Source organism: Pantoea sp. SORGH_AS_0659 (genome assembly GCF_031453915.1).
GTDB classification, from domain to species: domain Bacteria; phylum Pseudomonadota; class Gammaproteobacteria; order Enterobacterales; family Enterobacteriaceae; genus Pantoea; species Pantoea leporis.
In genome coordinates, this window is the sequence record NZ_JAVJAK010000001.1 from 328,033 (window position 1) to 340,298 (window position 12,266).

General features: G+C 57.3%; 8 protein-coding genes and 1 pseudogene. 4 read left to right on the forward strand and 5 right to left on the reverse strand.

All coding sequences use genetic code 11. From position 1 onward, the window contains the following. Nucleotides 1–27: 27 nt before the first annotated feature. A pseudogene (gene malP / locus Q3H59_RS01605) lies at nucleotides 28–2,434 on the forward strand (maltodextrin phosphorylase). Nucleotides 2,435–2,462: 28 nt separating this feature from the next. Further along, complete coding sequence (gene malQ / locus Q3H59_RS01610; protein WP_192414816.1) at nucleotides 2,463–4,517, forward strand: 4-alpha-glucanotransferase; 2,055 nt, start codon at nucleotides 2,463–2,465, stop codon at nucleotides 4,515–4,517. Between the two features lie 39 nt (nucleotides 4,518–4,556). On the opposite strand, the gene nfuA is transcribed toward malQ, so the two are convergent. Together nfuA and gntX are read right to left on the reverse strand one after the other, a co-directional pair. Further along, nucleotides 4,557–5,132 carry a Fe-S biogenesis protein NfuA gene (gene nfuA, locus Q3H59_RS01615; RefSeq protein WP_064741235.1) on the reverse strand — a complete coding sequence of 192 codons (576 nt, stop codon included), beginning with the start codon at nucleotides 5,130–5,132 and terminating at the stop codon, nucleotides 4,557–4,559. 58 nt (nucleotides 5,133–5,190) lie between these two features. Further along, nucleotides 5,191–5,868 carry a DNA utilization protein GntX gene (gene gntX, locus Q3H59_RS01620; RefSeq protein ID WP_309832843.1) on the reverse strand — a complete coding sequence of 226 codons (678 nt, stop codon included), beginning with the start codon at nucleotides 5,866–5,868 and terminating at the stop codon, nucleotides 5,191–5,193. Nucleotides 5,869–5,903: 35 nt separating this feature from the next. Here gntX and bioH point away from each other — a divergent pair, with 35 nt between their 5' ends. Next, nucleotides 5,904–6,674: a pimeloyl-ACP methyl ester esterase BioH gene (bioH, locus tag Q3H59_RS01625; RefSeq protein WP_280172165.1), complete on the forward strand. Its 771-nt coding sequence runs from the start codon at nucleotides 5,904–5,906 to the stop codon at nucleotides 6,672–6,674. Here bioH and Q3H59_RS01630 read toward each other — a convergent pair. Together Q3H59_RS01630 and Q3H59_RS01635 are read right to left on the reverse strand one after the other, a co-directional pair. Continuing rightward, a complete protein-coding gene (locus tag Q3H59_RS01630) occupies nucleotides 6,658–8,343 on the reverse strand; it encodes an alpha-amylase family glycosyl hydrolase (protein WP_101762683.1) in 1,686 nt (561 codons plus the stop codon). The genes bioH and Q3H59_RS01630 overlap by 17 nt on opposite strands. Nucleotides 8,344–8,456: 113 nt before the next feature. After that, a complete protein-coding gene (locus Q3H59_RS01635; RefSeq protein ID WP_110867721.1) occupies nucleotides 8,457–10,784 on the reverse strand; it encodes a Tex family protein in 2,328 nt (775 codons plus the stop codon). Nucleotides 10,785–10,976: 192 nt separating this feature from the next. Here Q3H59_RS01635 and greB point away from each other — a divergent pair, with 192 nt between their 5' ends. Further along, on the forward strand, nucleotides 10,977–11,465 hold the full coding sequence (gene greB, locus Q3H59_RS01640) for a transcription elongation factor GreB (RefSeq protein ID WP_101762682.1): 489 nt from the start codon (nucleotides 10,977–10,979) through the stop codon (nucleotides 11,463–11,465). Between the two features lie 146 nt (nucleotides 11,466–11,611). Here greB and yjbE read toward each other — a convergent pair whose 3' ends face one another. Then, nucleotides 11,612–11,854, reverse strand: a complete 243-nt coding sequence (gene yjbE / locus Q3H59_RS01645) for an exopolysaccharide production protein YjbE (protein WP_137386665.1) — start codon at nucleotides 11,852–11,854, stop codon at nucleotides 11,612–11,614. Between the last annotated feature and the right edge of the window lie 412 nt (nucleotides 11,855–12,266).

Genomic DNA, 12,266 nt, shown 5'->3' on the forward strand with positions numbered 1-12,266 from the left:
ACCGTTAACGGACTCGAAGGGATTGATATGTCGCAGCAAAAATTCAATAAAACACGTTTCGACGCCGCGCTCACCCGCCAATGGCAGCATCTCGGACTCACTTCCGCCCAGCAAATGACACCGCAGCAATGGTGGCAAGCGCTGAGCCGCGTGCTGGCAGAAATGCTGGCGACGCAGCCACCTGTGCCAGCCAAACACGGGCAGCGCCACGTCAACTATCTGTCGATGGAGTTTCTGCTGGGGCGTTTGACCGGCAACAATTTGCTCAATCTTGGCTGGTATAACGAAGTGCAAGCCGCGCTGGCGGAACATCAGGTTGAGCTGAGCGAACTGCTGGAAGAGGAGGTGGATCCGGCACTCGGTAACGGCGGATTGGGGCGTTTGGCCGCTTGCTATATGGATTCGATGGCGACCGTCGGCCAGGCTGCGATGGGCCACGGCCTCAACTATCAATACGGCCTGTTTCGTCAGACGTTTGCCGACGGACAGCAGCAGGAAGCGCCGGATGACTGGCAGCGCGATCGCTATCCGTGGTTCCGCCACAACGCCGCGCTGGATGTGCAGGTAGGCCTCGGCGGCAAGGTCAAAGAGAACCACGATGGCAGCCTCAGCTGGCGACCTAAAATTCACCTCAAAGGGGAAGCCTGGGATTTGCCGGTGGTGGGCTATCGCAACGGTATCACGCTGCCGCTACGCTTGTGGAAAGCCAGCAGCGCGCAGCCGTTCGATCTCACCGCGTTCAACAACGGCCAGTTCCTGCAGGCTGAGCAGCAAGGCATTGCAGCCGACAAGCTGACCAAAGTGCTCTATCCCAATGATAATCATGCCGAAGGTAAGCGGCTGCGCCTGATGCAGCAGTATTTCCAGTGCGCCTGCGCGGTGGGCGATATTCTGCGGCGTCATCATCTCGCCGGGCGCGCCATTCGCACTTTGCCTGATTTCGAAGTGATCCAGCTTAACGACACGCATCCCCACCATCGCCATCCCGGAGATGCTGCGCGTGCTGCTGGATGAGCATCAACTGAGTTGGGACGATGCGTGGCATATCACCAGCCGCACTTTTGCGTATACCAATCACACGCTGATGCCGGAAGCGCTGGAGCGCTGGGATGAGAAGCTGGTGCGCGACCTGCTGCCGCGCCATATGTTGATCATCCGCGAGATTAATCGCCGCCTGAAAAAGGTGGTGAAGCAACGGTGGCCAGACGATAAAGCGATCTGGCACAAGCTGGCGGTGGTGGCTGATGGTCAGGTGCGCATGGCGAATCTGTGCGTGGTGAGCTGTTTCGCCGTCAACGGCGTGGCGGCGCTGCACTCCGAGCTGGTGGTGAAAGATCTGTTCCCGGAATATCACCTGCTGTGGCCGAACAAATTCCATAACGTGACCAACGGCATCACGCCGCGCCGCTGGTTGAAACAGTGCAATCCGCTGTTGGCGACGCTGATCGATGACAGCTTGCAGGTTGAGTGGGCCAACGATCTCGATGCGCTGGCGTGGCTGGCACCTTTCGCCCGCAAGAAGGCGTTTCGTCAGCAGTTCCGCGACATTAAGCAGCAAAACAAACAGCGGCTGACGCTCTACGTCAAGCGCGTCACCGGCATTGATATCAATCCGGATGCGCTGTTTGACGTGCAGATTAAGCGACTGCATGAGTACAAACGTCAGCACCTCAGTTTGCTGCATATGCTGCACTGCTATCGCCAGCTGCGCGACAACCCGGATAACCCCGACTTCGTGCCGCGCGTGTTCCTGTTTGGCGCCAAAGCCGCGCCCGGCTACTACCTCGCCAAAAATATCATCTATGCCATCAACAAAGTGGCGCAGGTGATCAACAACGATCCACTCGTCAGCGATCGCCTCAAAGTGGTGTTTATCCCGGATTACCGCATCACCGCCGCAGAGCTGATGATTCCGGCCGCCGATCTCTCCGAGCAGATTTCCACCGCCGGTTATGAGGCTTCCGGCACCGGCAATATGAAGCTGGCGCTGAACGGCGCGCTCACTATTGGCACGCTGGACGGCGCCAATGTGGAGATTGCTGAAGCGGTGGGCGCGAAGCATATCTTTATCTTCGGCAACAGCGTGGACGAGGTGAAAGCGCTGAAGGCGGGCGGCTACAGCCCGAAAAAGCTGCGTAAACAGAATCCTTATCTGGATGGTTTGCTGAAGGAGCTGGAGAAGGGCAAGTTCAGCGACGGCGATAAGCATGCGTTTGATTTGATGCTGCAAAGCCTGACCAAAAATGGCGATCCCTGGCTGGTGCTGGCCGACTTTGATGCCTACATCGCCGCGCAGCAGCAGGTGGAAGCGTTGTGGAAAAATCCGGACGCCTGGACGCGCGCAGCGATCCTCAATACCGCTCACACCGGCCGCTTCAGCTCTGACCGTTCAATTCGCGATTATCAGCAGCGGATTTGGCAGGCGGCCCGATAAAGACACGATAGATGATTTTGGAGACACGATGACGCTCAACAAGCTGGACCAGGCGACACAGGATGCCGGCATTTCGCTGCGCTTTATTAACGCGCACGGCGAGCCGGAAACCATCAGCGATGAGACCAAACGCGCGTTGCTGGCAGTCATGGAAACGCCAACCGGTAAAGCGCCACCGCTGCCGCCGGTGCAGGTATTTGCTGCTCGCAGCAAGCGCCAACTGACGCCACAAGGCAGCGGCACCTTTTCCTGGCAGCTACAAACCGAACAGGGCAAAAGCTTCAGCGGCGAAGTGCAAGGCGGAGAACCGCTCACACTGCCGCCGCGTCTGTCACAAGGTTATCACCAGCTCACGCTGCGCAAAGGTCGCCAGCAGTGGCAAACCCGCATCATCATTGCGCCACGCCGCTGTTTTATCCCGGCATCAGTCGAGCAAGGAGAGAAACTGTGGGGCGCGTTAGTACAGCTTTACACGCTGCGATCGGATGACAATTGGGGCATCGGTGACTTCGGCGATTTGGCGCAAATGCTGGAGAACGTTGCCAATAATGGCGGTGACTTCGTTGGCCTTAATCCTTTGCATGCGCTTTATCCTGCACAGCCAGAACATGCCAGTCCTTACAGCCCAACCTCACGTCGCTGGCTCAACGTGCTGTATATCGACGTTAATCGGCTGGAGGATTTTCAGCGTAGCGAGGCAGCGCAGCGTTGGTGGCAAAGGGCGAAAACACGCAAAGCGCTGGATCAGGCGCGCGCGGCTGAGTTTGTCGATTACAGCGCGGTGGCCAAACTGAAATTGGCCGCGCTGCGCTTTGCCTGGCAACGCTTTCAGCCGCGCGCCGCTGAAGATGCCGGATTCCAGCAATTTATCGTTGAGGGCGGCGACCATCTGCGTTATCAGGCGGCGTTTGATGGCATTCTCGCCGAACGCAGCCAGCAGCATCCTGATGAATGGGGTTGGACCAACTGGCCGGAAGGCTGGCGCAACGCTTTGCTGCCGGAGGTGCAGCAATGGTGTGCGGAACACGAAGAGGAGATTCAGTTCTGGAGTTGGTTGCAGTGGGTGGCGCAAGAGCAGTTTGCCATCTGCTGTCAAATTAGCCAGCAGCTTGGCATGGAAGTGGGATTATATCGCGACTTAGCGGTCGGCGTGGCGCAAGGCAGCGCGGAAACCTGGCAGGATCCGGAACTGTATAAACTCGGCGCTTCCGTCGGTGCGCCGCCGGATCGCCTCGGTCCGCAGGGGCAAAACTGGTGTTTGCCGCCGCTCGATCCACATGTGATGCGCGCGCGCGGCTATCAGCCTTTTATCGACCTGCTGCGCGCCAATATGCGTGACTGCGGCGCTTTGCGTATCGATCACGTGATGGCGCTGCTGCGCTTGTGGTGGATTCCCTACGGCGAAAGCGCGGATAAAGGCGCTTACGTGGCCTATCCGGTTGAGGATCTGCTAGCGATCCTGGCGCTGGAGAGTCAGCGCCATCGCTGCATGGTCATTGGCGAAGATCTCGGCACGGTGCCAAAAGAGATCGTCAGCCTGCTGCGCAAAAGCGGCATTTTCTCGTGGAAAGTGTTGTTCTTCGAGCAGCACGGCGATGGCAGCTATCGTCAGCCGCAAGAGTATCCCGTGCAGTCGATTGCCAGCGCCAGTACCCATGATTTGCCGACGTTGGCGGGATTCTGGAGATATGAGGATCTTTTTCTGGGTCACAAACTGGGCTTGTACCAGGAGAGCGTATACATGTCATTGCTAAGGCAAAGGGATAAACAAAAACAGGCGCTATTGGATGCGCTGCATCAGATGAATACGTTGCCTGCGCGCCACGGTACCGTTGCTAGCCGATTGTCCTTCACACCGATGCTCAATCGCGGCTTCCACCGCTATCTGGCGCGCACTAACAGCGCATTGCTGGGGCTGCAACCTGAAGACTGGCTTGCTATGACTTCACCGGTCAACGTGCCGGGTACGGTAGATGAATATCCAAACTGGCGGCGCAAGTTAAGCGTCACAATCGAAAAGATGTTTAGAGGAAACGTGCCGGGCTTATTGAATGCGGTGAATACCGGGCGCAGGAAGCGTTGAAGAACGCGCGGCAGCGTCGGGTCGCTGCCGCGTGCTTAATCAGTAGTACGAGTGCTCGCCGCGCTGGTGCTCGGTCAAATCGCGCACGCCTTTCAGCTCAGGGAAGGCTGCCAGCAGCTCCTTCTCGATGCCATCTTTCAGCGTGACGTCGATCATCGAACAACCGTTACAGCCGCCGCCGAATTGCAGAATGGCGATGCCGTCATCGGTGATTTCCATCAGCGATACGCGACCGCCGTGGCCAGCCAGTTGCGGGTTAATCTGCGCTTGCAGCAGATATTCCACGCGTTCCACCATTGGCGCATCGTCAGAGACTTTCCGCATTTTGGCGTTAGGCGCTTTCAGCGTCAGCTGCGAACCGAGGTTGTCGGTAACAAAGTCGATTTCCGCGTCATCGAGGTACGGTGCGCTCAGCTCATCAACAAAGGCTGACAGTTTTTCGAACTTAAATTCAGTATCAGTCGCTTCTACTGCATCGGGTGGGCAGTAAGAAACACCGCATTCAGCGGTTGGCGTACCCGGATTAATGACGAATACGCGAATCTGAGTGCCATCTTCTTGTTTGGACAGCAATTTTGAGAAGTGCTCTTGCGCAGCATCAGTAATAACGATCATGGCGATTGCTCAATAGTTGACTAAATTACTTGGTTATAATACGCCCAACACCGACGCTCTACAAGGTACGGCACAGGCAACCAATGTGTACGCTGGCCGCGCCTTGCGCCAGCAGGATGCGGCTAATTTCCGCCACGGTACTTCCGGTCGTCACAACATCGTCGATAAGCAGGATATGGCGTCCGCGCACCGGCATTTCAAGGCGAAACGCGCCGCGCAGGTTCTTTCTACGCGCGCTGGCGCTCAATGAATGCTGAACTGCGCCCTGTCGCACCCGCTTTACCGCTTCGCGATATTCACAGCCCAGCCAGCGAGCCAGCGGTTTTGCTAGCAGCGCCGCCTGATTGTAGCCGCGTTGCCAGGCGCGCCGACGATGCAGCGGTACGCTCAGCACCAAATCTACACGCGGCAGCCGGTAATCACGACGCATTGTTAACAATTTTAACAAAATCAGCCGCGCCAGCATCACTCTGAGTGCGGTTACGCGAGAAAACTTCAGCTGCTGCACCCAATCGCTCAGCGGCGGCAGGTAATCGCTGACGCAGCTCAGGCTCTGCCACGGCGGCGGGCGGCGCAGGCAGCGCCCGCAGGGCTGCATTCCACTGGCCGGTAAACCGCAGCAGGGACAGAGTGCCGGTAGGCGCGGAATTTGCTGCACGCAGCGGCTGCACAAACCGTGGCTGGCAATCTGCAACGGCAGGCGGCATAGCCAACACAGGGCCGGGATTGGTAGCATAGCGACCTCCTTATCACTTTTCCGGAGTGTAACCGATGAGTTCGCTTTACTGGCACACCACAGGCACGGGCGATCGCGATCTTGTGCTGCTGCACGGCTGGGGTTTGAACGCCGAAGTGTGGCAAAACATCGTTCCGCGACTCCGCTCGCATTTTCGCCTGCATCTGGTGGATCTGCCGGGCTTCGGCCGCAGCCAGGGTTTTGCGCCGCTGACCTTAGCGGAAATGGCGCAACAGCTGTTGCCGCAGTTACCCGACCGCGCGGTGCTGCTCGGCTGGTCGCTGGGTGGATTGGTGGCCAGCCAGCTGGCGTTAACCCAGCCGGAGCGCGTTGCAGCGCTGATCACCGTTGCCTCATCGCCGTGTTTTACCGCGCGTGATCAATGGCCGGGCATCAAGCCCGAAACGCTACAAAATTTTCAGCAGCAGTTGAGCACCGATTTCCAGCGCACCGTGGAGCGCTTTCTGGCACTGCAAACCATGGGCACGGAGAACGCGCGACAGGATGCGCGTCAGTTGAAAGAGGTGGTGTTATCGCAGCCGATGCCGTCGGTTGAAGTGCTGGAAGGGGGATTAGAGATTTTGCGTCAGGACGATTTGCGTGCCGCGCTCGACGATCTACCGCTGCGGTTCCTGCGTATTTACGGCTATCTCGATGGGCTGGTGCCGCGTCGTGTCGCAGAAGAACTGGATTCACGCTGGCCAGCTTCATCCTCGGTGGTGATGGAGAAAGCCGCGCATGCGCCTTTCATTTCTCACCCCGATGAATTTACGCAGCTGATCATGACGTTTACCGCAGCCACATAAACTGCCACGCAGCCAGCGTTAAGGGCTGGCTGCCATCCAGCTTCTCCCCGCTAATCACATCCTGCATATGCCGCGCCAGCGGTAACTGTGTCGTCACCTCATGACGGCTGAGATTAAACACACACAGCAACCCCTCATCGCTATCCGGCTGATGGCGACGCAACACCAGCAGGCTATTTTCGCTTTCCAGCAGCGTCATCGGGTTATCGGGATGAAACGCGGGCTGCCGCGTGCGCAGTTGAATCAGCGCGCTCAGGCGTTCATACACCTGTTGGCGCAGCGGGTTGCCGCCGCTGATCCACTGTTCCATTTCACGCAGGCTGTACTTCTCCCGGTTGATGGCACGGTTATGACCGGCGGCGCGCACGCCTTCATTATCGTTGCGCGAGCCAAGAATACTTTGAATGTAAATCGCCGGTACGCCAGGAAACGACAGCAGAATCGCGTGCGCCAGCAGGAAGCGGCGCAAACGCGTGTCATCGTCGTCGTCCTGCTGATTGAGCGCATCGAAATAGGTGACATTGATTTCGTAAGGGCTGGTGGTGCCATCGGCATTGTTCTTGTAGGAGACCAGCGCGCCTTCCAGCGCTAAATCACGCACCAGCGCCACAATCTCCACTTCCGACAAAATGCCGCGCGCCGGATTGAGTCCAATGCCGTCGTGCGAGGCGAGAAAGTTAAAGAAAGTGGTCGTGCCGCCGCCTAAATCCAGCGTGCTGGCCCATTGACGCAGCGCACGCGCCGATCCCGAATGAATGGCGTGCAGCACCAGCGGCGGCAGCGAAAACTGGTACACCATTTGCGCTTCATCTTTGCCGTTACCGAAATAGCTGATGTTGTCTTTGTGCGGCACGTTGGTTTCGGTGACGATCACCGTGCCGGGCGCCACTTCATTGGCAATGGCGCGAAACAGCTTCACCAGCTGATGCGTTTTCGGCAGGTGAATGCAGTTGGTGCCCGGCGTTTTCCACATGTAGCCCACCGCGTCGAGCCGCACATAATCCGCGCCTTTGTTCAGGTAGTCGAGCAGCACATCGACCATGCGAATCAGCACTTCCGGATTGCCAAAGTTGAGGTCGATCTGGTCGGCGCTGAAGGTGGTCCAGATATAGCGCGTCTCGCCGTCGGCCATCGCAAACGGTGTGAGCAGCGGCGAGGTGCGTGGACGCGTCACCGCGCTTAGATCGGTCGCCGGCGGCATGCTGATAAAGAAATCATCCCAACCCGGATCCTGCGCCAGAAAGTGTTGAAACCAGCGGCTGTGCGCCGACATATGGTTGCAGACAAAATCAAACATCAGCCGCGTTTCGCTGTGCAGCGCGCTGATGTGCTGCCAGTCGCCGCAGATCGGATTGACCTGGTGATAGTCGATAACCGAGAAGCCATCGTCGGAAGAGTAGGGAAAAAACGGTAACAGATGCACCAGGCTGAAAGTGGATTGCAGATGCTGCTGATAAAAACGCGAGAAGCTGGCAAGGGTTGGCTGTTCAGGTTCGCGGAATTGATCGGCATAGGTAATCAGCACCACATCTTTCTCATCCCAGTGCGCCTTGCGCGGCAGTTTTGCCGTATCGCGTGCGGCACGAATGTGGGAAAGCAGGCGTTCACGCGCCGCGACCGGAAAGCTGCCGTGATAAATCTCATCGATTAAGGCGTTGATAATATCCATGGATCGCTGGGCCACGCGGAAGGTTATTTTTTCAGCGTAGTTGGATGAGGAGATTTATCAAGCTGATACGCGCAGAGACGAGGGTTTCTCCGCGCGTTATTTACGGCAGGAACTTAGCGTTTTTTACCGAATGCCGCGGCGAGCGCATCGCCCATCGCGCTGTTGCCGGCAGACGAGCTGGCAGGTTTGCCGCGACCTTTGTTATTGGCCGCCGGGCGGGCGTTTTCTTTGCCTGCGCTGCGGTTGCTGCCGCGGGCATTGCTTTCACCAGGCTGCTCGTCCAGACGCATGGTGAGCGCAATACGCTTACGCTGCATATCCACTTCCATTACCTTCACTTTGACGATATCGCCGGCTTTCACCACCTGATGGGGATCTTCAACGAACTTGTCGGAAAGGGAAGAGATGTGCACCAAACCATCCTGATGCACGCCGATATCGACGAAAGCACCGAAGTTGGTGACGTTGGTGACGGCGCCTTCCAGCACCATGCCCGGCAGCAGATCGTTGAGCGTTTCCACGCCTTCAGCAAACTGTGCGGTTTTAAACTCCGGACGTGGATCGCGGCCCGGTTTTTCCAGCTCTTTGATGATGTCTGTGACCGTGGGCAAGCCGAAGCGCTCATCGGTAAAGTCGCGGGCATTCAGATCGCGCAGACCGCCAGCATTGCCCATCAGCTCATTCAGCGCCTGCTCGGTGGCGGCCAGAATGCGCTCGACCAGCGGATAGGCTTCCGGGTGCACGGTTGAGGCATCCAGCGGGTTATCGCCGTGGTTGATGCGCAGGAAGCCCGCGCACTGCTCAAAGGCTTTCGGCCCGAGGCGGCTCACCTTTAGCAGTTGCTGACGATTCTGGAAGCGGCCATTTTCATCGCGCCAGCTAACAATATTCTGCGCCATCATGCGGGTTAAACCGGCCACGCGGGTCAGTAGCGCCACAGACGCGGTGTTGAGATCGACACCGACGGCGTTTACGCAGTCTTCCACTACCGCATCCAGCTTCTTCGCCAGCTGGCTTTGGCTGACGTCGTGCTGATATTGGCCTACGCCGATCGATTTCGGATCGATCTTCACCAGCTCGGCGAGCGGGTCCTGCAGGCGACGCGCGATGGAAACCGCGCCACGGATGGAAACGTCGAGATCCGGGAACTCCAGCGCCGCCAGCTCAGAGGCCGAATAGACCGATGCACCGGCTTCGCTGACGATCACTTTCTGCGCGTTGATTTGCGGGAACTGCTTCTGCACGTCGAGGAAGAAGCGCTCGGTTTCGCGCGAGGCGGTACCGTTACCAATCGCCACCAGTTCAACCTGATGTTTGGCGCACAGCGCCGCCACAGCCGTGGCCGCTTTCGCCGCCTGGCCGGTGTGCGGATAAATGGTATCAGTGGCGACCAGCTTGCCGGTGGCATCTACCACCGCAACTTTCACGCCGGTACGTAAGCCTGGATCGAGGCCCATGGTGGCGCGCATGCCCGCAGGCGCGGCCATCAGCAGATCGTGCAGGTTACGGGCAAATACGTTGATGGCTTCATCTTCGGCGCGTTCACGAAGGGTGCCCATCAATTCAGTTTCGAGGTGCAGCAGCACTTTGATGCGCCAGGTCCAGCTCACCACCGCTTTACGCCAGCTATCCGCTGGCGCGTTATTCAGGCGCAGCTTGAGGTGTTCGGCGATCAGCGTTTCGCCATAGCTTTCACGCGGGGCCTCGTCGAACTGCGGATCGGCATTCAGCGACAGCTGCAGCACGCCTTCATTGCGGCCGCGGAACATCGCCAGCGCACGGTGCGACGGGACGCCGCTCAGCGCTTCGTGGTGATCGAAGTAGTCGCGGAATTTTGCGCCTTCTTCCTCTTTACCTTCCACCACGCGCGAAACCACATGCGCGTTCTTCCACAGATATTCACGCACTTTCGCCAGCAGCGTCGCGTCTTCGGCAAAGCGCTCCATCAGGATGTAGCGCGCGCCATCCAGCGCCGCGCGCACGTCGGCGACACCTTTGTCGGCATCAACGTAACTGGCGGCCAGCTGCTCGGGATCCTGCGATGGGTCCTGCCACAGCGTATCGGCCAGCGGTTCCAGACCGGCTTCAATAGCGATCTGTCCGCGCGTACGACGCTTCTGTTTGTACGGCAGGTAAAGGTCTTCCAGCTCGGTTTTATTCAGCGTGCTGTTGATGGCGGTGGCGAGTTCAGGCGTGAGTTTGCCCTGTTCGTCGATGGATTTCAGAATCGACTGGCGACGATCGTCCAGCTCGCGCAGGTAGCTCAGACGGCTCTCCAGCAAACGCAGCTGGGTGTCGTCGAGTCCGCCGGTCACTTCCTTACGATAACGTGCGATAAACGGCACGGTGTTCCCTTCATCAAGTAAGCGAACGGCAGCATCAACCTGGTCGGCGCGTGCCTTCAGCTCACCTGCGATAATCTGGCTCAGTGAATCTTTCATCATCATTAACAATGCTTACACAGGGTTGGAAATAGCGGACAGTTATACGGAATGAGGCCGAAAATTGCCAGCCGGTGGCCCGTGAATCCGTCTTTTTCTGAATGCAGCGCGCGCAATCTTGCTGATGGTCAATCGGTCGCTTATTGTTAGCCTCTTTGCTGCGAAGAACCGCCGTCACCACGAGTTGAAGTCATGAAAACCCAACTGATTACCCGCGAAGGCTATAACAAGCTGCGTGCCGAACACGACCATTTGTGGAATGAAAAGCGTCCGGAAGTCACCAAAATCGTCTCCTGGGCTGCCAGCCTCGGCGATCGTTCGGAAAACGCGGATTACACCTACAACAAGCGTCTGCTGCGCCAGATCGATCGCCGGGTGCGCTATCTGCGCAAATGCCTCGCCGATCTGAAAATCGTCGATTACGCGCCGCAGCAGGAGGGCAAAGTGTTTTTCGGTGCCTGGGTGCAAGTGGAGAATGAGCAGGGCGACGTTAAGCGTTTCCGCATTGTTGGCCCGGATGAAATTTATGGCGAGACGATGAAAGAGTACATCTCGATCGACTCGCCGATGGCGCGCGCGCTGATCAAGAAAGAAGTGGATGACGAAGTGGTGGTCAACACGCCGGAAGGGCAGAAGTTGTGGTTTGTGAACAGCATCGATTATGTGAAAGAGACGCCTTAAAAAAGCGCAATCGCCGTTGGTGTAGTACTCAACACTCTTTCGCAAAACGCACACATCGTCGCGGCGCAATTGACTGCGCGATAAATCGCGCCGCTACGAAATGTGCGGTATTAAATGGCAGAGATTAACGGAACGGCCGTGATGCGTTATTTACCGGCCTGGGTCGCGGTGGTGGTTGAGGTACCGCTGCCACCTTTGTCGCCGCCGCCCATGGTCGCCAGCGCCACGCCGAGCAGCGCGCCTACAGCGCCAACACCAATCGCGTCAGAGTTACCCTTCGCCGTCGTGGATGCCTGCGCGCCCGCCGCTTCGCCCGCGTTGGTGGCCGCCTGAACCTGAGTGAAGCTGGTCAGTACCAGTGCGCCCAGCAGAATTACCGTTTTTTTCATTTTTCTCTCTCCACATGAACTCAATAATAACAGGTACGAATCCAGTGTCGGAGATCGAGAGAAGCGAGGAAAGAGGAGATTACTGATTGATTTGTAGGAATTAATTTAACACTGGCCTTGTTTTTTATCGCTCGGGAATTGTTCCGAAAACAGATGCGCATTCCGCAAGAGAAATGCCCTATTTTATGCTGCCATCACTGCAACTCAGGCCTATTCTTCACCATCACCTTAAGTCAAATCGCCCTGAACGCCTCTCTGGCGGCGGGATTTTTTGTCATGAACCAGTAACATAAAGAAAATGCGCCAAATTTTCAGATAAGCGCTAAGCGGCTTGAAAGCACAGATAAAAAACGCGAAGCGAAGCGCATTTCAGGGTTAAAAATAAATATAAGCTGCTGTTTAATATGCTTTG